The sequence below is a fragment of the Streptomyces sp. NPDC104226 genome (assembly GCF_055584085.1).
On record NZ_JBVJMS010000009.1, the window covers coordinates 416,048 to 441,638 of the forward strand.

At 74.2% G+C, this 25,591-nt stretch carries 25 protein-coding genes and 1 tRNA gene; 9 read left to right on the forward strand and 17 right to left on the reverse strand.

Features of this window, described 5'->3' with window-relative positions; translation table 11 throughout:
• Positions 1-7 precede the first annotated feature (7 nt).
• The 3 genes from ACZ60J_RS28215 to ACZ60J_RS28225 all read right to left on the reverse strand — a co-directional run bounded on the left by ACZ60J_RS28215 (position 8) and on the right by ACZ60J_RS28225 (position 3,484).
• Positions 8-1,087 (reverse strand): TIGR04222 domain-containing membrane protein, encoded by a 1,080-nt coding sequence (locus tag ACZ60J_RS28215; protein ID WP_469686061.1) that lies wholly within the window; start codon positions 1,085-1,087, stop codon positions 8-10.
• A complete protein-coding gene (locus tag ACZ60J_RS28220; protein WP_469686063.1) occupies positions 1,084-2,571 on the reverse strand; it encodes an MbnB/TglH/ChrH family RiPP precursor modification enzyme in 1,488 nt (495 codons plus the stop codon). Before ACZ60J_RS28220 ends, ACZ60J_RS28215 begins: the two co-directional genes overlap by 4 nt.
• A gap of 154 nt (positions 2,572-2,725) precedes the next feature.
• Complete coding sequence (locus ACZ60J_RS28225) at positions 2,726-3,484, reverse strand: aminoacyl-tRNA hydrolase (RefSeq protein WP_469686065.1); 759 nt, start codon at positions 3,482-3,484, stop codon at positions 2,726-2,728.
• A 67-nt stretch (positions 3,485-3,551) separates the two neighbouring features.
• Here ACZ60J_RS28225 and ACZ60J_RS28230 point away from each other — a divergent pair, with 67 nt between their 5' ends.
• Positions 3,552-3,761, forward strand: a complete 210-nt coding sequence (locus ACZ60J_RS28230) for a hypothetical protein (protein ID WP_469686066.1) — start codon at positions 3,552-3,554, stop codon at positions 3,759-3,761.
• Position 3,762: 1 nt separating this feature from the next.
• On the opposite strand, the gene ACZ60J_RS28235 is transcribed toward ACZ60J_RS28230, so the two are convergent.
• The 5 genes from ACZ60J_RS28235 to zapE all read right to left on the reverse strand — a co-directional run bounded on the left by ACZ60J_RS28235 (position 3,763) and on the right by zapE (position 9,370).
• Positions 3,763-4,701 (reverse strand): polysaccharide deacetylase family protein, encoded by a 939-nt coding sequence (locus ACZ60J_RS28235; protein WP_469686068.1) that lies wholly within the window; start codon positions 4,699-4,701, stop codon positions 3,763-3,765.
• A 17-nt stretch (positions 4,702-4,718) separates the two neighbouring features.
• The gene (locus tag ACZ60J_RS28240; protein WP_469686181.1) at positions 4,719-5,639 is read right to left on the reverse strand and encodes a polyphosphate kinase 2 family protein; all 921 of its coding nucleotides are present in this window, start codon (positions 5,637-5,639) and stop codon (positions 4,719-4,721) included.
• A gap of 499 nt (positions 5,640-6,138) precedes the next feature.
• Positions 6,139-7,581: an alkaline phosphatase PhoX gene (locus ACZ60J_RS28245; protein WP_469686070.1), complete on the reverse strand. Its 1,443-nt coding sequence runs from the start codon at positions 7,579-7,581 to the stop codon at positions 6,139-6,141.
• Between the two features lie 196 nt (positions 7,582-7,777).
• Positions 7,778-8,203, reverse strand: a complete 426-nt coding sequence (locus ACZ60J_RS28250; protein WP_469686072.1) for an OsmC family peroxiredoxin — start codon at positions 8,201-8,203, stop codon at positions 7,778-7,780.
• Between the two features lie 63 nt (positions 8,204-8,266).
• Positions 8,267-9,370: a cell division protein ZapE gene (zapE, locus tag ACZ60J_RS28255; RefSeq protein WP_469686074.1), complete on the reverse strand. Its 1,104-nt coding sequence runs from the start codon at positions 9,368-9,370 to the stop codon at positions 8,267-8,269.
• A gap of 36 nt (positions 9,371-9,406) precedes the next feature.
• Between zapE and ACZ60J_RS28260 the strand changes: the two genes are divergently transcribed.
• The 4 genes from ACZ60J_RS28260 to msrB all read left to right on the forward strand — a co-directional run bounded on the left by ACZ60J_RS28260 (position 9,407) and on the right by msrB (position 12,722).
• Positions 9,407-10,180, forward strand: coding sequence for a pyrimidine reductase family protein (locus ACZ60J_RS28260; protein ID WP_469686075.1), 774 nt, complete (start codon positions 9,407-9,409; stop codon positions 10,178-10,180).
• A gap of 147 nt (positions 10,181-10,327) precedes the next feature.
• A complete protein-coding gene (locus ACZ60J_RS28265) occupies positions 10,328-10,795 on the forward strand; it encodes an indole-3-glycerol phosphate synthase (protein WP_469686077.1) in 468 nt (155 codons plus the stop codon).
• Positions 10,796-10,884: 89 nt separating this feature from the next.
• Positions 10,885-12,279 (forward strand): UDP-N-acetylmuramate--L-alanine ligase, encoded by a 1,395-nt coding sequence (murC, locus tag ACZ60J_RS28270; protein WP_469686079.1) that lies wholly within the window; start codon positions 10,885-10,887, stop codon positions 12,277-12,279.
• Positions 12,280-12,314: 35 nt separating this feature from the next.
• Positions 12,315-12,722 carry a peptide-methionine (R)-S-oxide reductase MsrB gene (gene msrB / locus ACZ60J_RS28275; RefSeq protein ID WP_469686081.1) on the forward strand — a complete coding sequence of 136 codons (408 nt, stop codon included), beginning with the start codon at positions 12,315-12,317 and terminating at the stop codon, positions 12,720-12,722.
• Positions 12,723-12,748: 26 nt separating this feature from the next.
• Here msrB and ACZ60J_RS28280 read toward each other — a convergent pair.
• A tRNA-Ser gene (locus tag ACZ60J_RS28280) sits at positions 12,749-12,821 on the reverse strand.
• A 67-nt stretch (positions 12,822-12,888) separates the two neighbouring features.
• Entirely contained in the window at positions 12,889-14,262 is a 1,374-nt protein-coding gene (locus ACZ60J_RS28285) for a hypothetical protein (protein WP_469686083.1), read from the reverse strand.
• 299 nt (positions 14,263-14,561) lie between these two features.
• On the opposite strand from ACZ60J_RS28285, the gene ACZ60J_RS28290 reads away from it, so the two are divergent.
• From ACZ60J_RS28290 to ACZ60J_RS28305, 4 genes are read left to right on the forward strand one after another with little or no spacing between them, the layout of a single operon-like run.
• Positions 14,562-16,895, forward strand: a complete 2,334-nt coding sequence (locus ACZ60J_RS28290) for a sensor histidine kinase (protein ID WP_469686085.1) — start codon at positions 14,562-14,564, stop codon at positions 16,893-16,895.
• On the forward strand, positions 16,892-17,326 hold the full coding sequence (locus tag ACZ60J_RS28295; protein ID WP_469686086.1) for a roadblock/LC7 domain-containing protein: 435 nt from the start codon (positions 16,892-16,894) through the stop codon (positions 17,324-17,326). The genes ACZ60J_RS28290 and ACZ60J_RS28295 overlap by 4 nt, the downstream gene beginning before the upstream one ends.
• Positions 17,326-17,694 carry a DUF742 domain-containing protein gene (locus tag ACZ60J_RS28300; RefSeq protein WP_469686088.1) on the forward strand — a complete coding sequence of 123 codons (369 nt, stop codon included), beginning with the start codon at positions 17,326-17,328 and terminating at the stop codon, positions 17,692-17,694. The genes ACZ60J_RS28295 and ACZ60J_RS28300 overlap by 1 nt, the downstream gene beginning before the upstream one ends.
• Positions 17,681-18,289: a GTP-binding protein gene (locus ACZ60J_RS28305; RefSeq protein ID WP_469686090.1), complete on the forward strand. Its 609-nt coding sequence runs from the start codon at positions 17,681-17,683 to the stop codon at positions 18,287-18,289. The genes ACZ60J_RS28300 and ACZ60J_RS28305 overlap by 14 nt, the downstream gene beginning before the upstream one ends.
• Here the strand turns inward: ACZ60J_RS28305 and ACZ60J_RS28310 are convergent.
• From ACZ60J_RS28310 to ACZ60J_RS28340, 7 genes are read right to left on the reverse strand one after another with little or no spacing between them, the layout of a single operon-like run.
• Positions 18,255-19,268 carry an NAD-dependent epimerase/dehydratase family protein gene (locus tag ACZ60J_RS28310; RefSeq protein ID WP_469686092.1) on the reverse strand — a complete coding sequence of 338 codons (1,014 nt, stop codon included), beginning with the start codon at positions 19,266-19,268 and terminating at the stop codon, positions 18,255-18,257. The genes ACZ60J_RS28305 and ACZ60J_RS28310 overlap by 35 nt on opposite strands.
• Complete coding sequence (locus tag ACZ60J_RS28315; RefSeq protein WP_469686095.1) at positions 19,265-20,416, reverse strand: cytochrome P450 family protein; 1,152 nt, start codon at positions 20,414-20,416, stop codon at positions 19,265-19,267. The genes ACZ60J_RS28310 and ACZ60J_RS28315 overlap by 4 nt, the downstream gene beginning before the upstream one ends.
• Positions 20,413-21,177, reverse strand: coding sequence for a glycosyltransferase family 2 protein (locus ACZ60J_RS28320; protein WP_469686097.1), 765 nt, complete (start codon positions 21,175-21,177; stop codon positions 20,413-20,415). The genes ACZ60J_RS28315 and ACZ60J_RS28320 overlap by 4 nt, the downstream gene beginning before the upstream one ends.
• Positions 21,174-21,962, reverse strand: coding sequence for a YhjD/YihY/BrkB family envelope integrity protein (locus ACZ60J_RS28325; RefSeq protein WP_469686099.1), 789 nt, complete (start codon positions 21,960-21,962; stop codon positions 21,174-21,176). The genes ACZ60J_RS28320 and ACZ60J_RS28325 overlap by 4 nt, the downstream gene beginning before the upstream one ends.
• A 56-nt stretch (positions 21,963-22,018) precedes the next feature.
• A complete protein-coding gene (locus ACZ60J_RS28330) occupies positions 22,019-23,611 on the reverse strand; it encodes an AMP-binding protein (protein WP_469686101.1) in 1,593 nt (530 codons plus the stop codon).
• Complete coding sequence (locus ACZ60J_RS28335) at positions 23,611-24,363, reverse strand: glycosyltransferase family A protein (RefSeq protein WP_469686103.1); 753 nt, start codon at positions 24,361-24,363, stop codon at positions 23,611-23,613. Before ACZ60J_RS28335 ends, ACZ60J_RS28330 begins: the two co-directional genes overlap by 1 nt.
• Entirely contained in the window at positions 24,360-25,388 is a 1,029-nt protein-coding gene (locus ACZ60J_RS28340) for a 3-oxoacyl-ACP synthase III family protein (protein WP_469686104.1), read from the reverse strand. Before ACZ60J_RS28340 ends, ACZ60J_RS28335 begins: the two co-directional genes overlap by 4 nt.
• Between the last annotated feature and the right edge of the window lie 203 nt (positions 25,389-25,591).

The following is a 25,591-nucleotide window of genomic DNA, read 5'->3' on the forward strand; positions in this document are numbered from 1 at the left end:
TGGATGATCAGGAACTGCTGCCACAGCTGGAACTGGACGAACTGCCACAACTCGAGCCGCTGGAACAGCTGGACCCACTGGAACAGCTCGACCCGCCGGAACTGCCGGAACAGCTCGACCCGCCGGAGCCCCCGCAACCGCTCCCGGAGGAGCCGCAGACCGAGCCCGAGGAGCCGCAGCCCGACCCGCCGGATCCGCCGCCGTCGGACCCGCCACCGCCGTCGGACCCCGCGCACCAGACGATCGGGACCACCTCGGCCCCGGACTCCCAGGAGGACCCCGAGCCGCCGGAACGCGTACGGGACTGGGCCGCCGCCAGCCGGGTCCCGCGGGCCGCGGGCACCAACTGCTCGCGCAGGTACGGGTCCCGCAGGCCCCGCAGCCCGAACAGCGAGGTCTGGACGTACGGGCTCTGGTCGGCCCCGTACTGGGCGCGGACGGCGCGCAGCGCCGCGGCCCCCGCGGGGGTGATGCGCTGCCGGGCGCGGGAGGCGCCCGTGACGCCCACGACGATGCCGCCCAGCAGGACGGGCAGGACCTTGACGACGAAGGGCACGCTGAAACTCCCGGACTCCGCCGTCAGCACGAAGTCGACGAAGGACAGCGGCAGCGAGAGGAACAGCAGCACCCCGCACACCACGGCCTGGACCACGCCGTGGCGCGGCCGGCGGGGGCGGCCGCGGGGGACGACGATCAGCCCGCGGGCGGCCAGCGCGTCGCCGGTCTCCTGCACGGCCGGGTCGCGCATGGCGGCGTAGCGGATCTGGTAGAGCCACCCGGACGGGGCGTCCTGGTAGGCCTGGAGCACGGCCCGCTGGGCGGGGTCGGAGCCCCGCACCCCCGGCCGTACCTGGACGATGCCGGGCCCGCCGACCAGCATCCGGCCGTCGCAGAGCAGCGAGACGATCGCGGCGTCCACCACCGCGCCGGGCCCGCCGGCCATGAAGGCGGCCTCGGACAGGTCGTGCAGGCGCGGGGCGGGGACGGGCGTGGGCGGCCGCGAGTGCCGCAGGCCGCGCAGGAGCAGTGCGCTGGAGGTGATGACGCCGATCCAGACGGCCACGGCGAGGAGGTTGAAGAAGTTCACGCCGCCCTCCCCACGAGGGCGCGGGCCCAGCGCACGGCCCGGCCCGGCGGCCGGGCCCCGGCCCGGTCCCGCCACCAGAGCGTGAGCCGGCGCCGGGCGGCGGGGTCGGCGGGCAGGTCCCGGACCAGCAGGTGCTCGGCGAAGTCCAGTGCGTCGCGCCGGTATCCGGCGGTCATGGGCCGGTGCCGGGCATAGCCGAGGAAGGCCTCCCGGTACGCGTCCTCCCCGCCCAGGATCCCGGGCAGCTCGGGCGCCACGTTCGCCACGATCCCGGCCCGCTTGGCCGCGAGCGCCCGCGCCTGCACGCGCACCCGCTGCCGGTCGAACCCCTCGGGCACGGGCGTCCCGGCGACCAGCGCCGACAACAGGGCGGCCTGCCCGATCCCGACCCGCGTCCGCACGGCGCCGAGGCCGACGTCAGCCCCGCCACGGCCGAGGACCGCCCCAGGGACCGTTTCAGCCCCGCCGGTCTCCGGGGCGAGCGTCCGGTCAGGGCCCGTTCCCGCCCCGCCGGTGTCCGAGGCGGGGGTCCGGTCGGAGCCCCTCCCGGCCTCACTGGTGCCGGAGCCCGTCTCAGCCTCGCCGGCGTGTGAGGCGCGGGTCCGGGCAGCGCCCGGGGAACGGTGGAAGGGCGGGGAGGGGACGTGCCCCGCAGGGCCGCCGCCCAGCACCCCCCGGATCGCGGCCAGCTCACCCGCGAGCTCGGCGCCGGCCGGGAAGTCGTCGTCCCGCTCCAGCAGCACCCCCGGCGGGTCCACCCGGGAGCGGAGCTCCGCAAGAACGGCCAGCACCTCCGGCGGCACCGGATGCGCATGCGTGTCGTGCCACACCCCACCCCGCTCGACACCCCCGGCCACGTGCACGTACGCCAGCGCCTCCAGCGGGATCCCGTCCAGCACGGCCACCGGGTCCTCCCCCCGGTTGACCCGGTTGGTGTGCAGGTTGGCCACGTCGATCAGCAGCCGCACCCCGGTCCGCTCCACCAGCTCGGTCAGGAACTGCGCCTCGGTGAGCTCCTCCCCGGGCCACGACACGAGCGCCGCGATGTTCTCCAGCGCGAGCGGCACCGGCAGCGCGTCCTGCGCGATCCGTACGTTCTCGCAGAGCACGTCCAGCGCGTCCCGGGTCCGCGCCACGGGCAGCAGGTGCCCGGCTTCGAGCACCGGTCCCGGCGCCACCGACGAGGTCCGCACGAAGGCGATGTGCTCGGTGACCAGCGGAGCCCCCAGCGCCACCGCCCGCTCCCCGAGCGCGGCCAGCTTCGCCGGGTCCGGGCGGTCGGCGCCGCCGATGCCCAGCGAGACGCCGTGCGGCACCACGCGGACCCCGCGGTCGAGCAGCCGCTGCAGGGACTCCGGCAGGTGGCCGGGGCAGATGTTCTCCGCCACCACCTCGACCCAGTCCAGGCCCGGCAGGCCTTCGACCGTCCCCGCGATCTCCGGCCGCCAGCCGATGCCCACCCCCAGGTGTGCCATGGGCTTCATGTCCCCTCGCCCCCTCTCATCGGTCCGTGTGCCGATGTCATGGCCCCGACGGAGCCGGGCCAACCCGCCCAGGGGGACGTTCAGAGCAACATTTGAGGTTCCCGGCCCGGGCCCCTTCCCGAATGCCGGGACGGCGGGGCCCGGCGGACCCCTGTTACAGCCGTGCCCGCAGCGCGGGATGGTCCGCGACCACCGTGCAGGAGCCGGGCGCGATCTCCGTGAACCCCGCGTCCCGGACCACCGGCAGCCCGCTCCCGGACAGCTCCGCCCACCGCTCGCGCGCGGCCGTCCGTACGGCCAGCCGGAAGCCGGACTCCCGCCACGCCGTCCGCTCCGGGCCGGTCAGCTCCCACCACGCCAGCTGCGCCGCGTGTCCGGCCTGGGCCATGGCCTTGCCGGCGGACATCTCCAGGCCGGGGTTGAGCCAGAGGACCGGCAGTCCGGGCTCCGCCGGTGCGACGGGCTCCGGGTCGTCCAGGTCGGTGCCCGACACCTGGAGCTTGGCCAGCTCCTTGGGCCAGCCGTCGAGCGGGACCGGCGGGAAGACCCGTACCTCCGCGTCCGCGCCCTGCACCGTGAGGCCCGGCAGGGTCCCCGCCTTGCGCCACTCCGCGCCGCGCGCCCGGCGCACCACCTTGCGGATCCGCGCGTCCTGCCAGTCCCGGACCGCGGCCGCCCACTCGCCCTCGCCGGCCGACCGCTCGTCGGTGAGCAGGACGAGCACGGCGCGGGCGGCCGTCTCCAGGGCGTCGGTCCGGGCCGGCGGCTCCGCCTTCTCGATCCGCACCACCAGCGGGAGGACGTACTGCGGTGCGTCGTCGCGGGCGATCCGCTCCTGCCGGAAGGGGCTGTCGGACCCGACTGCGGGTACTGCGGGTGCAAGGGTGCTGTGGCGCGTGTCCTCGGTGCTCATCCGGCCAAGGATGCCAGCCTTCGCCTCCGGGCCGATGCGCGAGGGGCCGCGCAGTAGGCTCGGGGGCATGGACCAGACGGAGCAGCAGGCACCCGACTCCACCGACCGTTCGTACTGTCCCGCCCCCGCGGCCCCCGTCGATCGGGTGGCCGGGCCGCCCTACGCCGACTGCGTGGAGTGCGGGAAGCCCACCGAGTACGGGGTCGCGACACCGGGCATCGTGCTGTGCCCGGTGTGCGAGTGGCAGGACGCGCAGCGCACGGCCTGTTCCGGCTGACTCACTTGCCGATGAGGTCGGAGACCTTGACGAAGCGGTAGCCGCGCTTGCGCAGCTCCGGGACGATCTTCCGGATCGCCTCCTCGGTGACCGGGGCGGCGCTGCGCGTGCAGTGCATGACCACGACCGAGCCGGGCTTCACCCCGGACAGGACCTGTTCGGCCACCGCGTCGGGATCCTTCGCGAACGCGTCCCCGCTGACCACGTCCCACTGGACGGCCGTGACCTTGGCCGTGGAGATGGCCCGCAGCGCCTGGTCGTCGTAGCAGCCGCCGGGGAAGCGGAAGTACGGGACGGTGTTGACCGCGCCCGCCTTGCGGAAGGCCTCGAAGGCCCGGTCCACGTCGGCGCGGGCGGCGGCCTCGTCGAGGGTGGGGAGCCCGTAGCAGGGCGACTTGAAGGCGTGGTGGCTGTACGAGTGGTTCGCGATCTCGAAGTTCGGGTCCGTGCCGATGGACTTCGCCTGGTCCGGGTACTCCTCGGCCCAGCGGCCCGTCATGAACACCGTCGAGGGCACCTTCAGGGTGCGCAGCGTGGAGATCAGCTGCGGGTTGTCGAAGTGCTCGCCGCCCGCCGCGCGCGGCCCCTGGTCGGAGGTCATGTCGGCGTCGAAGGTCAGCGCCACCGTCTTGTCGGTCCGCTGCTTCGCGCGGTCGAAGACGGGGGTCAGACCGCCCGGACCGGGAGCCATGGTCGGCGCCTTGCCCGGAGCACCGGCCTGCGGTGTCGCCGGCGGGCTGCTCCCGGGGCTCGGCGGCGGGGTGGCGGACCCCGCGGCGGAAGGGGAGCCGGAGGCCGGAGCGGAGGGGGCCGCGGAGGCCCCCAGCCGGGCCCGGCCGCCGGTGTCCGTCGTACCGGTGCCGCCCCCGCACGCGGCGAGGGCGGCACTGAGAGCTGCTACGGCCGCGACGGCAGCCGTCCTGCGCACTGAGATGGTCACATGCGCAAAATATATGACTATGTGGCAAGCAGACGGGTGCGGCACTCCTCCACGTCGAAGTCACCCTTCGGGTACTGCGGCGCGATGCCCTCCAGATGCTCCAGCAGCAGTTTGCTGACGGCCCAGTTGCGGTACCACTTGCGGTCGGCGGGGACCACGTACCAGGGCGCCACGTCCGTGGAGCAGCGCTCCAGGGCCAGCTCGTACGCCTGCTGGTACGCGGGCCACAGGGAGCGCTCCTCGATGTCGCCCGCGTTGAACTTCCAGTGCTTGTCCGGGTTGTCGAGCCGCTCCAGGAGCCGCTTGCGCTGCTCCTCGTAGCCGATGTGGAGGAAGACCTTCACCACGGTGACGCCGTCGTCGGCGAGGGACTTCTCGAACCGGTTGATCTGCGCGTAGCGGCGGCCCAGCTGACTGCGCGGCACCAGGTCGCGGACGCGGGCGATGAGGACGTCCTCGTAGTGCGAACGGTCGAAGATGCCGATCTCACCCGGTTGGGGGAGCGCCTTCATGACGCGCCACAGGAAGGGGTGGTTCTGCTCCTCCGGAGTGGGGGCCTTGAAGGCCTTGATCCGGCAGCCGGAGGGGTTGAACAGGCCGATCACGTGCTTGACGGTCCCGCCCTTGCCGCTGGTGTCCATGCCCTGGAGCACGAGCAGGACGCGGCGGCGGTCGCCCGCGGTGCTGGCGGCGTAGAGCCGTTCCTGGAGGGAGGCGAGCCGCTCGCCCATCAGCGCGGTGGCCGCCACGCCGGCCGCCTTGTCGGTGGGCCCGGCCGGGGTCGCTCCGGTGTGGAAGGCTCCGAGGTCGACGCGCTCGCCGGAGGGGACGCGGAGCAGGGGGCTCAGGGGGGCGTCGTACCCGTACGCGTTCGCGTGTCCGTGCCCGCCGGACTTGCGGGCGCCGCCCTTGGAGCCCTTGGAGTTCTCCGCCGAGATGCGGAGCAGCTCGCGGAGGGAGAGGGGCTTGGACTTCGGCTTCCCGCCGGTGCCGGTGCCGGTGGCACTGCCGGTGTCGGCATCGGCCTTCTTCTCCGCCTTGGCGGGCTTCGCGGAGCCGGAGCCCTTGGCGGCCTCGGCCGTCACCGCGGCCTCGGCCCCTGCCTTGGCCTGCGCCGCCTTGGCCTCTGCCCTGTCCGCCTTGCCGGGCTTCTTCGCCTTCTCGGCCTTGGCGGGCCTCTCGGCCTTGGCGGCCTTCCCGGGCCGCTCCGGCGTCCCGGGCTCTGCCGATGCCCCGGCCTTCGCCTTCTCGCCCTTGGGGCCCTTGGCGGACTTCCTGTCCTTCTTGGCCACCGCTACCTACCTCATCCGTCGACTCCTTACGATCCTCCACCACAACGCAGTGGACCGCGACGTGACGAAAGGCCAGGCCGGGCGGGTCGGAAGGCGGTACGGGCGGGCCGGAAGGCAGTACGGGCGAGCGGGAGGGCAGTGCCCGTCACTGCCACGGGCCGGTCACCGCGAAGGTGGTCCCGGGCGTGTAGGCGTTCACGTACATCGTCCGGGCGTCGGGGGAGAAGGTGACCCCGGCGAACTCGCCCCACTCCGGCGCCCCCGGCTTCCCGATGTCGGCCGCGTTGCGGGCCATCGGGTAGACCTCGCCGCCCGGGGTCACTCCGAAGACGTACTGCGCGCCGCCGCCGTCCTCGCACACCATCAGGCCGCCGTCGGGGGCCAGGCAGATGTTGTCCGGGGAGTCGCCGGGCAGCTGGATGTCGGCGGCCGGGCCGAAGACCACGTCCAGCCGGAGCCGCGCGCGCAGCGGGTCGTAGAACCACACCTGGCCGTGGTGGTCGGCGGGGGAGCCCTCGCGGGTGCGGGAGTAGCTGGAGACGAAGTGGACGCCGCCGTCGCCCCAGTAGCAGCCCTCCAGCTTCTGGGCGTGGGTGATCCCGCCGGGTCCGAAGTCCTGGAGCCTGATCGGGGTCCCGGCCGCGGACGGGTCCGGCACGGGGACCCACTCCACCGGGAACTCGGACCCGGGCTCGTCCACCACCGCGAGGTTCGCCAGCCCGGGGACCCGCAGGGCCTCCAGCTCGCCGCCCGCGCGCAGGGAGCCGAGGCCGCCGAGGGGGCGGGCGGGCAGGAACCGGTAGAAGAGCCCGAAGGGTTCGACGAAGGCGTCCTCCGTCTCGTAGACCACACCGCTGTACGGGTCCACCGCGACGGCCTCGTGAGCGAAGCGGCCCATCGCGGTGAGCGGGACGGCGCCGGAGCGCCGGGGGTCGGCGGGGTCGACCTCGAAGACGTAGCCGTGGTCGCGGGTGTAGCCGGCGGTGCCCGCCCGGTCCTCGGTCTCCTCGCAGGACAGCCAGGTGTTCCAGGGAGTACGGCCGCCCGCGCAGTTGACGGCGGTGCCGGCGAGAGCGACGCGCTCGGCGGTGACCCGGCCCGTCGGGTCCAGGTCGAGGAGGGTGCAGCCGCCCCGGGCGTACGGGTCGTAGGTGAGCCCCTCGACGGGAGGGACCCGCAGGGCTGCGGTGGTGCGGTTCTCGTGGTTGCGCACCAGCCGGACGCGGCCCTGCCCGGCGTCGAAGGCGGCCATGCCGTCGAAGTTGCCGGGGACGGTGCCCTCGCCCGACAGCAGCGGGTCGCCGGCGCGGGAGAGGACGCGGTACGTGAACCCGGCGGGCAGATCGAGCAGCCCGGCGGGGTCGGTGACGAGCGGGCCGTAGCCGTGGCGGGAGACCGGGGCGGCCTTGTGCGTACCGGCGCCCGTGCTCGCGGGCGCTCCCGCGCCCGCTCCGGTCTCCGCCCGCGACCCCGCTCCCGACCCGGGGCCGGCTCCGGCGAAGAGGGCGCCGAGGGCTCCGGCGAAGGTGACGGAACCGGCGGCGAGCAGGCTGCGCCGGCTGAGGGACATCGGCGGCTTGGGCGGCATGGGGAACTCCCGGCGGTGGATCAGGACAGAGGAGGACCGAGCCGTGTTACCACGGCTGCCCGGCGGGCCGGCTCCGCCGCGCCGTTGCCCGCCGCCGTTGCCCGGCGCGGCCGGATCCCGGCCGCGCCCGGCAGACGGACGACGAACGGACGCCGGCCGGACGTCGAGCGGACGCCGGCCGGACGTCAGACAGGCATCAGGCCAGCGTCGCGGTGAGGGTGATGGTCGTGCCGGTCAGGGCCTGGCTGACCGGGCAGTTCTTCTTGGCGTCCTCGGCGGCCGCGGCGAAGCCCTCGGCGTCCAGCCCCGGCACCTCGGCGACCACGGTCAGGTGGATGCCGGTGATGCCCTCGCCCGGCTGGAACGTCACATCGGCCTTGGTCTCCACCCGGGTGGGCGGGGTACCGGCGCCGTCCAGGCCGTGCGAGAGGGCCATCGAGTAGCAGCTGGAGTGCGCGGCGGCGATCAGCTCCTCCGGGCTGGTCTTGCCGTTCGCGGCCTCGGCGCGCGAGGGCCAGGAGACGTCGAACGAGCCCTGGCCCGAGGAGTCGAGGGAGACGACGCCGGAACCCTTGAGCAGGTTGCCTTCCCAGACGGTGTGCGAGGTGCGCGTGGTGGCCATGGTGGATCCCTTCACAGAAGGTGGGTAAGGCCGGGCCGTGGGAACGGCCCGGCGCCCCCAAACCTACTGGGACACCAGGGGCTTCGCGTCGCGCGCGAGCGCGGTGAGCCGCGAGATGGCCCGGAAGTACTTCTTGCGGTAGCCGCCGTTCAGCATCTCGTCACTGAACAGCCGGTCGAAGGCGACGCCCGCCGCCAGGACGGGGACCTCCCGGTCGTAGAGCCGGTCGGCCAGGACCACCAGCCGCAGCGCGGTCGACTGGTCCGGGACCGGGCCGACATCGGTGAGGCAGACGGCCGTTATACCGTCGGTCAGGGCCCCGTACCGGCTGGGGTGGACCCGTGCCAGGTGCTCCAGCAGCCCCGGGAAGTCGTCGAGGCTCGCGCCGTCGGTGGCGTACGCGGCCTTGGTCACCTGCTCGTCGGAGAACGGTGCGGGAGCCTCGGGCAGGCCGCGGTGGCGGTAGTCCTGGCCGTCGATGCGCAGCGGGCGGAAGTGCGCGGAGAGCCCCTGGATCTCCCGCAGGAAGTCGGCGGCGGCGAAGCGGCCCTCGCCGAGCTTGCCGGGCAGGGTGTTGGAGGTGGCGGCCAGCGCCACGCCCTGCTCGACCAGGCGGCTGAGCAGGGAGGAGACGAGGACGGTGTCGCCCGGGTCGTCGAGCTCGAACTCGTCGATGCACAGCAGGCGGTGCCCGCCGAGGGTCTGCACGGTCTGCTGGAAGCCGAGCGCGCCGACCAGGTTGGTCAGCTCCACGAAGGTGCCGAAGGCCTTGAGCGCCGGTTCTGCCGGGGTGGCGTGCCAGAGGGAGGCGAGCAGGTGGGTCTTGCCGACGCCGTAGCCGCCGTCGAGGTAGACCCCGCGGGGGGCGGTGGAGACCGCCGGCTTCTTCGCGAACCAGCGCCGCTTGCCGGAGCCGCTCGCGTGCGCCCCGCCGAGGCCGGCGGCGAAGCCGGCGAGGACGGTGACGGCCTCGGCCTGGCTGGGCTGGGCCGGGTCCGGGTCGTAGGTGTCGAAGCGCACCGAGTCGAAGCGCGGTGGCGGCACCATCTCGGCCACCAGCCGCTCGGCGGGCACCCGCGGCTCGCGGGCGCACAGGGACTGCGGTCCCGCGTCGGCTATCGGGGGCCGCCCGGAGGCTGACGCTGAGGGCGAGAGAGATGTTGACACAGCTCTTAACTCTACGGGGCGTGGCACACTGCACCGATGCGACGCCTGTTCCCTGTGACCGATCAGACATCAGCGGACCAGACCGGCCACGCGTGGTCGCTGGACGAAATCGCCGAGGCGTACGAGTACCCCGCGCTCGCCCCGGACGGCCACTGGCTGCGGGCCAACATGGTCTCCACGCTGGACGGCGCGGCCCAGCACGACGGGCGTTCGCAGCCCATCTCCGGCGAGACCGACATGCGGATCTTCGGCACCCTGCGGGCCCTGGCCGATGTGGTGGTCGTCGGTGCGGAAACGGTTCGCCAGGAGGGCTACCGCCCCGCCCGGGCCCGGGAGGCCTTCGCCGCCCGCCGCGCCGCCGCAGGTCAGGGGCCCGCCGCGGCCATCGCCGTGGTCTCCGCGAGCCTGGACCTGGACTTCTCGCTGCCGCTGTTCACCTCCCCGCTGGTGCCCACCCTGGTGCTCACGGGAGCCGCCGCCCCCGCCGACCGGGTGGCCGAGGCCGCCAAGGCCGGGGCGCAGGTGGTGGTGGCCGGAGACGGGGCGGGCGTGGATCCGGCCCGGGCCGTACGGGAACTCGCGGACCGGGGGCTGCGCCGCCAGCTCACCGAGGGCGGACCCCGGCTGCTGGGGCAGTTCGTGGCCGCGGACGCGCTGGACGAGCTGTGCCTGACGATCTCGCCGGTGCTCACGGCGGGTGACGCCCAGCGGATCTCCGGCGGCCCCTCCGTCACGGTTCCGCACCGGCTCGCACCGGCCTGTCTGCTGGAAGAGGCCGGGTTTCTCTTCACGCGTTACCGTCGGATCTGAAGAGAGGCGGAATTTGTCGTTCCGCTTTGCTTCCGCTGGGCACAGTAGTGGGCAGGTATAACCGCACAGGCCCCGTGCGACAGCGGGGCAGGATGGTTTCCGCAGGGGCCGGCCGGCCGGCCTCGGCCCACGAAGGAGAGGGCGTCCGTGTTCACGAGCGTATTGATGATCGAGCAGCCGCTGACCCCCGTCGACGTGGACTTCGTCACGACCCTGCACGGAGACGAGCCGGTCTCCTTCATCGTCCTCATGCAGCCCCGCGGCGACCGGGACCGGCTGCTGCGCGCCATCGACGACGTAGCGCTCGGTGAGCTTCCCGAGGCCATCCACGAGGGCGACGAACCGGAGGGCGATGCGGCCCGCGGCCCGGCCGAACTGGCGATCGAGCATTCCCTCGCGTCGCTGCGCGCCAAGGGCGCCAAGGCCGTCGGACAGATCGTCGACGACCATCCGCTCGACAAGCTGAAGGCGGTGGTCGACGAGACCAGCGCCGACGAGGTGATCGTGCTGACCGCCCCGCACTACGTCGAGGAGTTCTTCCACCGGGACTGGGCCTCGCGGGCGCGCCACAAGGTCGGCGTTCCGGTGCTCAAGCTCTTCGCCCACAAGGAATAGGGTGGAGGCGGCCGGACCGCGCATCCGTACGTTCCCGTACCCGCGCACCCGGCTGCCGTACGTACGCACTCGATCCTGGAGCTACCTGAATGAAGCCCGGCCTGCCGACCGCCATGGAACGGCCCCACTTCATCGGCATCGGCGGCGCCGGCATGTCCGGCATCGCGAAGATCCTGGCCCAGCGCGGCGCGCAGGTGGCCGGCAGCGACGCCCGTGACTCCGAGACCGCCCAGGCGCTGCGCTCCCACGGCGCCACGGTCCACATCGGGCACGCCGCCGGCCACCTCGCCGACGACGCCACCTGCGTGGTCGTCTCCAGCGCCATCCGCGCCGACAACCCGGAGCTGGCCCGCGCCGCGGAGCTCGGCATCCCCGTCGTGCACCGCTCCGACGCCCTGGCCGGGCTGATGGACGGCCTGCGGCCGATCGCCGTCGCCGGCACCCACGGCAAGACCACCACCACCTCGATGCTGGCCGTCTCCCTCTCGGCGCTGGGCCTGGACCCCTCGTACGCCATCGGCGGCGACCTGGACGCCCCCGGCTCCAACGCCCACCACGGCGAGGGCGACATCTTCGTGGCCGAGGCGGACGAGAGCGACCGCAGCTTCCACACGTACACGCCCCAGGTCGCGATCATCCTCAACGCCGAGCTCGACCACCACGCGAACTACGCGTCGATGGACGAGATCTACGAGTCCTTCGAGACCTTCGTCGGCAAGATCCCGGCCGGCGGCACCCTGGTCGTCGCCCACGGCCAGGCCGGCGCGGCCGAGATCGCCGGGCGGGTCTCCGGCAACCCCGGCCTCCAGATCGTCACGTACGGCGAGGATGACACCGCCGACGTCCAGATCACCAAGATCACCCCGCGCGGGCTGACCAGCGAGGTCACCGTCGTCATCGACGGCCGGATGCTCACCTTCACCGTCTCCGTGCCCGGCCGCCACTACGCGCACAACGCCGTCGCGGCCCTCGCCGCCGGCGTCGCGCTCGGCATCCCGGCGCACAACCTGGCCTCCGCCCTCGGCAAGTACACCGGGGTCAAGCGCCGCCTCCAGCTCAAGGGCGAGGCCGCCGGGGTCCAGGTCATCGACTCCTACGCACACCACCCCACCGAGATGACCGCCGACCTGGAGGCCATCCGCGGAGCCGCCGGGGACTCCCGCATCCTGGTCGTCTTCCAGCCGCACCTCTTCTCCCGCACCCAGGAACTCGGCAAGGAGATGGGCCAGGCCCTCGCCCTCGCCGACGCCTCGGTCGTCCTCGACATCTACCCGGCCCGCGAGGACCCGGTCCCCGGGATCACCAGCGAGATCATCATCGACGCCGCCCGCGCCGCCGGGGCCGACGTCACCCCCGAGCACTCCAAGGAAGCCGTCGCCGACGTCATCGCGGGAATGGCCAAGCCCGGCGATCTCGTTCTCACCATGGGTGCGGGCGACGTCACGGACCTGGGGCCGGCCATCCTGGCCCGTCTGTCGAACTGACGGCTCTGGGAAGAGCGGGAAACGGGAGAACAGTCATGTCGTACGAGGTAGAGAAGACGGACGAGCAGTGGCAGGCGGAGCTGACCCCGTCCGAGTACCAGGTACTGCGCCTCGCCGGGACCGAGCCCGCCTTCCGCGGTGAGTACACGGACACCAAGACCGAGGGCGTCTACAGCTGTCGCGGCTGCGGCTCCGAACTGTTCCGCTCCACGGAGAAGTTCGAGTCGCACTGCGGTTGGCCGTCCTTCTACGACCCGAAGGACTCCGACGCGGTCGAACTGAAGGCGGACGTCACCCACGGCATGGTCCGCACCGAGGTCCTGTGCGCGAAGTGCGGCTCCCACCTGGGCCACGTCTTCGAGGGCGAGGGCTACCCGACCCCCACGGACCAGCGGTACTGCATCAACAGCATCTCCCTGCGCCTCACGCCCACGGAGGGCTGACACCCGGCGGCGAAGAGGTGGGGCGGCGGCAAGGGCAGGATTCGAACCTACGTCCACCCGGAGATCGAGCCGGGAGCTCCTCCGCAGAGCTTCCTCGCCGCCGCCCCGATTCTCGTCGGGCGGGGCCGTCCCGGGCAAGCGGTTTGCGCCCGGGCCGGCCGGAACCTCAGAGCCACTCCTCGGCGGCCGCGCGCTTGTCCCGGCCCGAGAACACTCCGGCGGACCGCATGGCGCTCGCCATCAGCGGGTCGGCGACCGCCACGCCGTTCACCAGCTCCGGCGTGCGGCTGAAGCGGACGGCCTCCGCGGGCGGCCGGGGCGCGGTCCAGCCGCCGGCCACCGGGTCCACACCGTGCCGCGCGCAGGCCGCCTCGACCAGCGATCGCGGGCACTGCTTCTCGCCCCGCAGGACTTCCCAGGGCAGGGGCAGCTCCGCCCACACGTAGGTGTCGGCGTGCAGACCGCCGCCGGTCCTGCGGTGCCAGTACGCCACGTCCGCCGCCATCAGCCGGGGGACCTTGCCCGGGCACACGCGGGTCAGGACCTCCTCCTGGCCCAGCTCGGTCATCAGGGCGAACCAGTGGGCCCGGGCGGTGCTCCAGGCCTGTGCGGCCTGGTTCCACGTCGAGGAGTCGTCGCCGCGCCGCACGACCATGCTCGCCGGTTCGATGCGGGAACGGTTCCAGGCGTCCTCCAGCAGTTCGGCCACGGTCCGCAGGAAGCCGTTCCAGCGGATCAGGAGCCGGGTGAGCTCCTGATCGGAGAGGTGCCCCAGCACCTCGGCGGTGGGATGGACGTGCGCGACGGCGTACCAGTTCGTCTGCCCGGGCGCCGCGCGCAGCCGCCGGAACAGTGCGTCGGCGACCTCGTCGTACGGGCGGCGCTGCGTGCCGTTGGTGAAGATGCTGCGCATGTTCGCGCGGGCGGTGAGATAGGCGACGAAGGCCGCGGAGTCCGCGTCGGCGGCGAACAGCTCGTAGGGCAGGGTGTGCGCGAGCGCGCCCTTGCCGGTCATCGTGACCTCGCGGCGGCATTGCTCGTGGACGAGCCGGGCCAGTTTGGCCTCCATGCGCCGCAGCAGCCGGAAGCGCTTGTTGTACTGGCGTTTGGAGACCTCGCCGATGCCGGCTTCGGCGCGCTCGGCCCGGTTCAGCCGGTCGAGGCCGAAGTCGTTCTCCCCGTACTGCCGGCGGATCTCCTCGCCGGCCCGGCGGATCACCGCCTCGATCCGCGCGGGATCGTCACCGGCTCCCTCGGGGACGTCGGGCACGGACGCGAACAGCGCCCCGGCCCGGGCGAGCTGGCGCTGTGCGCCGACGGGGCGGGCGAAGTCCTCGAGCATGGAGGTGTAGCCGTGCCACATCCTGTGCAGCGAATGTGCGGCGGCCTTCTCCAGGGCGCCGGCGGTGGCGGGGTCGAGGGCGATCTCGCGGGCGGCGAACAGGTCCTGGACCAGCTGGGCCATGTCTTCGGGGCGCTTGCGGAGCCCGAGCGAGGCGTGCAGCTCGCGCAGCAGCTGCTCGGCAGGGTGCGACGGCATGCGCCACACCTTGCCATCGCGCGTACGGGACCTCCACCGGATATCCGGCGCCTTCCACGGTGTCGGGGGTGTCGCGGCTGGGTTCCGATCAGGTCTCGCCTGCGGTGATCCGCCGTAAATGGCACGCTTTGACAGCGGAAGACACCTATCGGATTCCTCGGTGTGGCTGGTTATGATCGGCACCCTTACCTCCCGCACATCCCGTCGCAGTCCGCATGGTTGTGCCCGTCCCGCTCCCAAGGGCCGTGCGGGGCAAGGCCGCCCGGCCGCCCCCCGCCGTCCCCCGCCCCCGAGGACCGATGACTTCCATAGAACCCGAAGGCGAACCTGAAGGCGCACAAGGGCAGTCGGCGACGCGTCGGCGGCGGACCCTGCGCCTGCGCACCCTGCTCATCTGGCTGGCCGTGCTCCCCACCCTGGCGATGGGCACCCAGGTGGCGGTGACCGCCCAGCGGCTGCTGGCACAGTCGGAGCGCCTGCGGGCGGACGTCGCGGCCGCCGAGAAGGTCGGCGCACCGCTGTACACCCTCATGATCGACATGCAGGCCGAGCGGACGCTGACCGCCTCGCTGTGGGCGGGGGCGCCCGGGACCGAAGAGGCGCTCGCCATGCGGCGCGAGGCCACGGACCGGGCCGCGGCCGACTTCCGCCGACTGGCGGTCGGTTCGGACGCGTTCTTCGAGGAAGTGAACCGGCGGCTCGACAGCCTGGCCGCGTACCGCCAGCGCGCCGATGCGCGCAGCGGCGCCGCCGACGGCACGCTGACGTACTACACCGGGGTGATCGACGCGGTCATCCAGGCGTACCAGCTCGACTTCAGCCACGCGGACGACGCCGAACTCACCAAGGAGAGCCGGACCGTGGTGTCCATGCTCTCCGCCACCGAGATGGTGGCGCGCGAGGACACGCTCCTGGCCCTGGCCGGGCCGTCCAGGGAACTGAACGCCGCCGGCTTCGACCAGTTCGTCGGCGCCCTGGGCTCCCACCGGTACCTGTACGACACATGGGTCGTGCCGTACCTGCCCGAGGAGGACCGGCGGTTCTACGAAAGGATCGTCGCCTCCCCGGACTGGCAGACGAAGATCCGCATCGAGAAGGCGATCCTCTCGAAGCACACGGACATCGCCTCCGGCATCAAGCTGCCCGCCGAGGCCGCGGGCTGGCGCTCCGCGCACGAGAGGTTCTCGGTGCAGCTGGCCACCTTCAACGTCGACCGGGCGCGGAAGATGCTCGCACGCGGCGAGGCCAAGGCCGCGGAGCTGGACACCGAGGTCGCCTGGCTGATCGGCGGAAGCGGTGGCGGGCTGCTGATCGTCGTCACCGTGGTCGTGTTCACCACGCGATCGGTCCTCCGCCGCCTGCGCGACCTGCACGACCGCACGGTGACCGTCGCCGAGGAGACCCTCCCCGACGTCGTCGCCCGGCTGCAGCGCGGGCAGTCCGTCGACCTCGGCGCACTGCCGCAGGTGCGCGGCGACCGGGACGAAGTCGGGCGCGTCAGCGATGCGTTCGCCCGGGCCGTCGCCGTGTCCGTCGACGGGCACCGGCAGCTCGCGGCGGAACGCCACGGATTCGGTCTGTTCGCCTCGGGCATCGCCTCGCGCACCGGAAACCTGGTCAGCCGCCAGCTGAGCCTCACGGAGGACCTCCAGGACACCTTCGGCCACGACGAAGCGCTGCTCGCCCAGTTGATGCGGGCCGACCAGCTGACGGTGGGCATGCGGCGGCAGATCGAGAACCTCCTGATCCTGGCGGGCGGCGAGGTCCCCGACCCGCACACCGAGCCCATGCGCGTCGCCGACCTGCTGCGCGAAGCCGCCGCGGAGGTCGAGGAGTTCCGGCGCATCGAGCGGCACGCCCTGGACGAGATCAGCGTGGAACCGCGCGTGATCAGCCAGATCAGCCACCTGCTGGCGGAGCTGCTGGACAACGCCACCCGCTTCTCCCCGCCGCGGTCGAAGGTGGTCATCCGCGCCGAAACGGTCGCGGGCGGGCTGTCGGTCGAGATCGAGGACCGCGGGCCGCGCGTGAGCCCCGAGCGGTACGAGGAGATGAACGGGCGCCTCCACCAGGCCCCGCCCTACTCCGTCCTGGCGCAGAACGCGCACCGGCTCGGGCTCTTCGTGGTCGGTCACCTCGCCGACCAGCTCGGAGCGACGGTCACCCTGCGCCGCTCGGTGTACGGAGGGACCGCCGCCGTGGTGATCCTCCCCGGGGAACTGCTGGTGGCGACCGAGGCGGAGACCCCGCGCAGGCCCGTACCCGTAACCGCGCCTGCGCCCGTACCCGCGCCCGAGCTCGTACTCGCGCAGGCGTCCCCGGCGCCCTCCGCGGACGTCCCGGCGCCGCGCCCGCCCGAGGCGCCGGCGCCCGGGCCCCTCCCGCGTACGGCCGCCGGGCTGCCGAGCCGCCGTACGACGGCGCCCGCGCCCGCCTCCGGACCCGCGGTCCGCCCGGCGCTCCCCGAGCGCGTCCCCCAGACCCACATCGCCGAGCAGCTACGGGCCCCCAGCGCACCGGAACCGGCTGCCCGGCCGGACACGGAGACCCCGGAAGAGGTGGCCGACGCCTGGGCGGACTACGAACACGGGACCCAGACAGTGGAAGAAGAGCTCCGACGGGATCAGCCATGACTACTTCACCGAACACCGCGGCATCCGGCACGGCATCGTCCAACGACGTGATCTACAGCGTCCTGGACAACAACCTGAGCAGGATCGCCGGCATCCAGGGAGCGGTGCTCCTGTCCAACGACGGCATCAAGCTCAGCGCCTACCTGCTGGACGAGCCCCAGGCCGAGCGCATGGCGGCCGCCGCCTCCGGCATCGCGGCCACGATGAAGGCGATATCCCGCGAGGTCGACGGCGGCCGCGTCATCCGCCAGCTGGTCGAGATGGACGACCGCTACCTCTGCATCGTCGGGTGCGGTGAGGGCAGCACGCTCATCGTGGTGACCTCCCGGAAGGCGCGGCTCGGGGAACTGGGCGGCGAGGCCGTACGGACCGCCCAGGCGCTCGGCGAGTGGCTGGGCACCCCCGAGCGCGCCCAGGTGCCGACCGCGTAATGCCGCAGGACGAGCCCCAGCCCGCGAGGCGCCGCCGGACACGGCTGTACGCCCTGACCGACGGACGGACAGCCGTTCCCCACACCGTCCTCACCATGGACACCACCATCACGGCGGCGGTGGCCGAGGACGCCCGCGCCGGGCTGCCCACCGAATGGCAGGAGATCCTTGCCATGTGCACGGCGCCGGGTGGCCTGGCGGTCGCCGAGATAGCGGCGCGGATGCACATCCGCCTCACCCCGATGACGCTGCTGCTCGGCGAGCTCGCCGACCGCGGGCTGATCCACCACCGGTCGCCCCTGGGGGGCGCCGAGACCACCGACGTCGACCTGCTCATGAGAATCAGGGACAACCTTGCCCGGATATGACACGCCCGCCCCCCAGGCCCCGGCCTCACCCGAAGCGGCCCCGGTCAAGATCCTCATCGCCGGCGGATTCGGAGTCGGCAAGACCACCCTGGTGGAGACGATCTCCGAGATCGAGCCGCTGCGCACGGAGGAGCGGCTGACGGCCGCCGGTGTCGGCGTCGACGACCTCGACGGGATCGAGTCCAAGACGGCCACCACCGTGGCGATGGACTTCGGCCGCATCACCCTCTCCGACGCCGGCGTCGTCCTCTACCTCTTCGGCACACCGGGCCAGGAACGTTTCTGGTTCATGTGGGACGACCTGCTGGCCGGGGCTCTCGGAGCGATCGTGCTGGTCGACACGCGGCGCCTCGACCGCAGCTTCCCGGCCGTCGACTTCTTCGAGAGCCGCGGACTGCCGTTCGTGGTCGGCGCGAACTGCTTCCACGGCGAGCAGCCCTACACCGCGGAGGAGATCGCGACGGCCCTGCACCTGCGCGATCCGAACACCCCCGTGCTCATGCTCGACGCCCGCTCCCGCCCGGACGTCCGCGCCTGCCTGCTCTCCCTCCTGGACCAGCTCATCGCCGCCGCGGGAGCCCGGGCGACCGCCTGACGCGGCCCGGGCCGTCTCCTTCGGATCCGGTGCCGTGACCGGAAAGGTCCCCGAGGTGGTCCCACAGGGTCCGGGACGGGGTCCAGCCCTGGGCGCGGGCCCGCGTGAGGTCCAGGACCACCGGGTGGGCGAGCTGGTCCACCGCGTAGCGGCTGAGGGCCGGTTCGGCGCAGGACAGGGATTCCGCGAGGCGCGCCGCAGCCCGGGCCAGGGCCGTCGGGAGGTGGCGTACGCGGGCGCGGACCCCGTGGGCGCGCAGGACCTCCCCTACCGCCGCATCGCGCTGGTAGGGGAGGGCGTCGGCGATGTTGTACGCGCCCTGCGGCCAGCCGGGAGCCGCCAGGCAGGCCCCGGCCAGGTTCTCCACCGCCGTCAGGCTGAGCGGGACGTCCGGGCCCGGCAGGAACAGGGTCCCGGCGCGGACCCGGGAGAGCAGCCGGGGCAGGAGCTGGGTGTCGCCCGGGCCGTACACGGCGCGCGGGCGCAGCACCACGGAGCCCGCTGCCAGCGCCAGGGCCTCGCCCTGGGCCTTCGTACGGCCGTAGGCGTTCAGCTGGCCCGTGCGCGGGTGCTCCTCGCGGACGAGCGTGCGGTCGCGGCCGGGGTCGTAGACGCTGGCGCTGCTCACCCAGACCACCGGGCGGCCGCCCGCCGCGTGCAGCAGCCGTTCGGTGCCCGTCACGTTGACCGCGTGCATGACCGTCTCGGCGGGGGAACCCGGGGCCGGATCGCCGACCGCCGCCGCACAGTGCACGACGAGGTCCGTACCCGAGAGGTCCGGCTCCCCGAGGGACGCGTCCCAGAAGCGGTGTTCCCCGATCGGGCCCGGCCTGCGGCCCAGGCACACCACCCGTGCCCCGGCCGCCGCCGCGGCGCGGGCGACGTGCCCGCCGCAGAAGCCGCTCGCCCCCGTGACCGCGATCCGGACCCCGGCCGCGGACCCGGCAGGATCCGGACGGGACGGCCTACGGGACGTCATGCCGCCGCCCGTACGACGAGCGAACGCCACCCGGGCAGAGCGGCCCGGCGGTCGACCCGGGCCCGGGTCACGACCGGCCGGTGCGGAGCCAGTGCCGCCAGGACGCCGACCAGTTGCTCCCGGGCCAGCCGGGCTCCGGGGCAGGCGTGCGGCCCGGCGCCGAAGACCAGGCGGGCGGCGGCCGGCTCGGCGGGCCGGCGCCCGTCGGGGTCCCGCACGTGGGCCCCGGCCGCGTGCCGGGCCACCAGGAGCAGCCGGTCACCGGCCCGGACCGGGCAGCCGCCCACGGATCCTTCGGCCGCGGCCACCCGGGGGAGGAGCGGAGAGGCCGCCGTGACGCGCAGGAGTTCATCGGCCAGCGCGGGACGCAGTGCCGGGTCCGCCGCCTGGTCCCACAAGCCCGCGTCTGCGCACCAGGCCACGGCCCGGGGCAGCGCCGCGACCGTGGTGTTGACGGCCGCCACCGCCAGTATCGCGGCCCGGGCGTCCGCCCCCGGGCCCAGGAGCACGCGGAGCCGCTCGGCGGTGCGGATCGCCGCCGCCCGGGCGCCGGGGCGGGGCGGGCCGGGGAGGTGGCTGCGCACGGAGGCGGCAGCGGCCTCGGCGGCGGTCTCCGCGAGGGCGAGGGGGGAGGCGCCGGCGCCGGCCCCGGAGCCGGGGCGCAGCAGCGCGTGCACCACGGAGCCGGCCAGTTCCCGGGCCAGCGGGACCAGGTCCACCGTGCCTCCGAGCGGCAGCGGCGCGAGCCGCCGCAGCAGCAACGGGTGCCATACAGCGCGCAGTTCCCGGGTCGCGGACGCGCCGAGCAGCTCGGCGAGCTCCCGCCGGCCGGCCCGGTGTCCGGAGCCCTCCTGGTCGAAGAGCGCGCCCTCCATCCGGGTGGCCCGCACCGCGCCGCCGGTGGTGCCGGGCGCGGTGCGGTCCAGGGGCAGCCGGGTCAGCGCCTCCCGGTAGGCCGCGGTGCCGTGGACGAGCAGGGTGCCGCCTCCGAGGCGGCCCCCGAGCCGCCGCACGGGCCGCCCGCGGGTGGCGGCGAGCAGCGCGAACAGGAGCGGGTGGGAGCGCAGGTAGACCCGGCGGTCCCGGCGGCGGGCCTTCGTGCCCGCCTTCGTACGGGTCCGGATGCGGAGCGTCGGGTCGGTGGTCATCGGACGTGTGCCTCCGCGGTGTCGGCGGGCCGGTAGCGCCGGTCCCAGTACCAGAGCAGGGTGCGGCGCGGGCCCCAGCTCCGCAGCCTGCGCAGGCTGTTCTGCACCACCAGGTGCTCCGCGCGGACGATCCGCTCGCTGTGCTCCCGGGCCCGGTTCAGCAGGGCCACGTCCTCGGAGCGTTCGTGCAGCGGCACCCGCAGGGCGCCGCCGCAGCGCAGGTAGAGGCCGGCGGTGATGCCGAGGTTGTGGCCGTGGCACAGGACGTACGGGGTGCGGTAGCGCGGGTGCCGGTGGGAGGGGCGGTAGCGGCCGTAGAGCGAGGTGAGCCGGATCAGCGACGGCAGCAGCCGGGCTTCGAGGGGACCGGGCCGCTCGTCGCGGCGCGGCACGCTGCGGCCGCACAGCATCTCGGCGCCCCGCCCGAACTCCGCCTTCGCGACGGCCGTCCAGTCCGGGGCGGGCAGGCAGTCGGCGTCGGTGCGCAGCAGGTGGGTGGCGCCGGCGGCGATGGCGTACCGGAAACCCGTGTCGGCGGCGGTCCCCGCGCCGGGCAGCTCCTCCCGGACCAGCTCGACGCGAAAGGGCGCCGCGTGTGCGAAGTCCCGTACGGCATCGGCGGTCCGGTCGGTGGAGGCGTTGTCCACGACCACGAGCGCGAATCCGGTGTCGTACTGGGCGGCGAGCGCGGCCAGGGTGGCTCCGATGGCCGCCGCCTCGTTGTAGGCGGGCACGACCACCCACAGGTTCGGGATCGTCAACTCCTCGTTCCTTCCGGCTGATCGGTGGTTGTGATGGCGGTGGTGGGCGTGGCGGTGCTGGTCGTGGCGGCGGTCGTGGCCGCCCAGGAGGCCGCGCGGAGCAGCACCCGGGCGCACAGGCCGGCCCAGACGAGCAGCCCGACGAGCGGCCCGATCCGGTGGTAGAGGTCGCCGTGCAGTGCGGCGGTGGCGGCGAGATAGGGGTCCGCGGCGAGCAGGAGCAGCCGGCATGCCAGCGCGGCCGCCAGCGCCGGCCCGGCGACGGCGGCCGGTCGGGGCCTGCCGGGTGCCGGGTGCGGGGCGAGCCACAGGACGGCCGCGAACAGCGCCCACAGTGCGGGGACCGTACAGGCGGGACCGCCCGCCGTCACCACGACGGCGACGGCGGTGCCCGCGAGGCAGAGCACGGCCGCTCCCGCGAGGTCCCTGACCGCGTCGCGCACGGGGTTCCCGCTGCCCGCGTTCTGTCCGCACACGGCCCGGACGCCGGTGCGCAGCGCCCGGGTCGTGCGCACCACCGACCAGCCGAGCGCGAGGACGAGCAGGGGCCGCCAGTGCGGAGCCACGACCGGCAGCCGCCCGGCCGCCGGAGCGGCGGCCGCGGGCAGCAGGGCCGCGGCCAGCCCGTCCACGCCCCGGCGGACCCCGTCCGGCCCTGCCCCGGCCCGCCCGGCCAGCGAGCCGATCAGCAGCACCGCCGGGGCCGTCCCGACGAACAGGGCGTACGTGAGCGAGCCCGCGAGCGCGTCACCGTTGGCCCGGGTGTAGCGACGGTGGGAGACCATGACCCGCTCCCGCAGTGCACGGGCGCGGGCCCGCCACGGGGGTGAGGGGTGTTGGTTCACGGCCGGGGTGCGCCCTTCCCGGCGGGGGCGGAGCCGGTCCCCAGTCGGTGGGCCGCCAGGGCGGCCGTCGCCGCGCGGTCCGGTTTGCGGGAGCGTCCCGACAGCGGGATCCGCGCGAACAGCAGGGCGTCGGGCGCTGCTTCGCCCATGCGGCGCAGCGGGCCCGCCAGCGCGGACCGCAGGGCCGGCTCGGAGGTGCCGTGGCAGGGCTGTACGACGGCCACGAGGCGCTCGTCGCCGTCGGCGCAGCCGTCGCCGGGGCGGCGGCCCGCGTCCGCGGGGACCCCGACGAGCAGCGCCAGTTCCACCCCCGGCACGTGCAGCGCCGGTTCGTACAGGCCCGGGTAGATGTTCTCGGCCCGGCGCAGCACCATGTCCTTGGCCCTGCCCTCCAGCACGATCCGGCCCGCGCCGTCCAGGCGGGCCCGGTCGCCCGTGCGCACCCACGGGTCGGGGTCCTCGCCGAGGTAGCGGTGCCGGGCCCCGGGACCGGTCAGCAGCAGCTGCCCGTCCGCGTCGGACGCGGCGCGCACACCGGGCAGCGGGGCGCCGACCAGGTCACCGGCCCCCTCGTACGCGGCCTTCTCCCGGGACTCCACCGCGGCGGCGGGAAACAGCTCGGTGAGCGCGTACACCCCCCAGGCCTCGTCGGCCCCCGACTCCCTTACGCGGCCCAGTAGTTCGGCGCTGGCAGGCGCCGAGCCGGTCCACACCCGGCCCCCGAAGCGGGCCCCCTCCCGCAGCGCGTCCCGGAGCTGCGGCGGCGTGAGGTAGGTGTCCCGCGGCGCCAGCCGGGCCAGCTGGCGGGCCAGGACCCGGGGAGAGCGGGCCGGGAGGGCCACGGGGGCGCCGCGCACGAGGGAGGGGACGAGCACGAAGAAGGTGCCGCCGAGCACGGGACCCGCGGCGGCGGTGGCCGGGCCGGCCGCAGCCTCCCCCTGACGGCCGGAGAACAGCGCCGACACCGTCTCCATCCCGGCGGCCAGACTCGCCCGCGTGTGCACCACGGCCCGGGGCCGTGCGGTGGTCCCGGACGTGAACACGATCACCGCGTCGGCGTCGGCATCGACGGCCCCGTCACCCGTGAACCGCGCCGGAACCCCGCTCCGCGCCGCATGCCGGTCCAGAGCGGGCGCGCACCCCGGCAGCCGCCGCCCGACCGTGGCCACCGGCGCGCCCAGCCCGGCCAGCTCCGGCAGTTCCAGCCCGGCCGCCCGCCGGGCCAGCGGCCGGGCCCACCCGGCCACCGCCTGCGCGGCGGCGTCGGCCAGCACCAGCGCGGGCCGCGCCGAAGCCAGCCGGGCGCGCAGCACGTCGGGTCCGGCCCCGGGGTCGAGGACGGCCCCGCGCAGACCGAGCCGCCACAGCGCGAGCAGGACGGCGAGCGCACGCGGCCCGGGGCGTACGGCGACGCCGACGGTGTCCCCGGTGCGCAGCCCGCGCGCGTACAGCGCGGCGGCGAAGGCGTCGGCCAGCTCGGCGAGTTCCCCGCACGTGGCGGCGGTCCGGGTGGCTCCCGTGCGGGTGGCGGTCAGGACGGCGGGCCGCTCAGGGCGGGCGCGCAGCGCGTGGTCGAGGCGGTCCAGCATCAGCGGGGGTCGTCCGTTCCGTGCGGGCCGCTGCCGCGGCCGAGGTACCAGCGGGCCGTGCCGGCGATCCCGTACGCCTGCAGCCGGCGCGTGGAGTTCTCCACGACCATCGCCCGGCAGCGCGTGATCCGGTCGGTGTGGCGGCGCACCGCGTTGAGGAAGAGCCGGTCGGTGGGGGAGGGGCGCCGGGGCATCCCGCCGACGGCCAGGTACAGCTCGGCGGTGATGGCCATGTTGTTCCCGGCGTGCATCCGGTACGGGGCGCGGTAGCCGCGGCGCCGCGCGTGGGCGGGCCGCAGCCGGCCGAAGAGCCCGGCGACCCGTACGAGGATCCCGAAGCCGGCCCGCCCCAGCGGACCGTGCTCGTCGCGCCGGGCCACGATCCGCCCGCACACCAGCCCGGGGTCGCGGATCAGCGCCGCCCGTGCCGCGCCGGTCCATCCCGGGTGGGGCAGGCAGTCGGCGTCGGTGCGGGCGAGCAGGGTCGCGCCGCGTCCGATCGCGTACCGGAAGCCGGTGTCCACGGCGGAGCCGACGCCCTTCTCGGGTTCCTCGATGACCTCCACGGCGAAGGGGGCGCCCGCCGCGAACTCCCGCGCCACGGCGGCCGTCCGGTCGGCGGAGGCGTTGTCCACGACCAACAGGATGAAATCGCGGTCCTGTTGGCGGGAGAGCGCGGCGAGGGTCCCGGCGATCCGGGCTTCCTCCTCGTGGGCGGGCACCACCACCCACAGTCGTCCGGCCGCGTTCACGACTTCTCCCAGACCATCGTCATGATGCTGATCCCGCCGCCGAGCCCGACGAACAACACCCGGTCGCCCGAGGTCAGTTCACCGAATATCCGTCCCAGCTGCACCCCGATCGTCGCGCTCGCGATGTTCCCGAGCTCGGGCACGGTCACCACCAGCTTTCCGGCGGGGACCCCGGTCAGCTCGGCGAACCGCTCCAGATAGGGCACGGTCACCTGGTGCACCAGCACCTTCGAGAAGTCGTCCCAGCCCAGGCCCGTGCGGTACAGGGTCCGGTCGATGACGGCGGTGCCCACCTTCTCGAAGACCCCGCGCAGTTCGTGCCCGTCGCCGCGGAAGTAGGTGTACGCGTCCCCGCGCGGGTGGCGCGAACCACCGCCCGGGATGCCGCCGACCTCCCAGTGTTCGGAGTGGGTCTCGGTGTCCACGTCGAGGATCCCGCCGCGTTCCACCGGCTCCACGATCACGGCGGCCCCCGCGTCGCCGAAGGTGTAGCCGGCGAACCCGGCGCGGAACTCGGCGAAGTCGGCGGGCGCCGTCCGTACGGCCCGGCTCGGGGTCTCCCCGGTGACCACCAGGGCCCGCCGGGCCCGGCCGGCCAGGATCATGGCGCGGGCCAGGTCGATGCCGTTGACGAAGCTGTTGCAGGCGTTGGTGACGTCCAAGGCGTGTGCCTTCGTGCCGAGTTCGGCCTGCACGATGTGAGCGGTGGCCGGTTCGGCGACGTCGCGGGAGGCGGAGGCGAAGAGCAGCAGGTCGATGTCGGCGGCCCCGAGTCCGGCGGTGTCCAGTGCCCGGCGGGCCGCACCCACCGCGAGCGTGGAGGCGTACACCCCCTCGCCCGCGATCCGGCGGGTGCGGATGCCGGTGGCCTGGGTCAGCAGCCGGGGCGGCAGCTTGATTCCGGCCCGGTCGGCGATCTCGCGCTGCAACCGGTCGGAGCCGAGGACCTCCTCGGGCAGCATGCCGGCGACGGCGGTGATCCCGGCACGGGGTCTCGACTGCGGTACGGATGGCTGATTCGGCATGTCCTCACCATGACGCGCCGTCCGCTCCCGGTCCTGAGTACGGATGCTCAACCGGCCTGTGCACCAGGTGAGTACGGGCCCGGCCGGCAGCGCGAAGGGAAGGCGAGGAAACAGAGAGATAGTGAAGGTAAGGGACAGGAAATGAACGGAAGTGAAAGAAAACGCTGCGTGGGGCAAGAATTGCGCGACGAGGTATTCCGTTC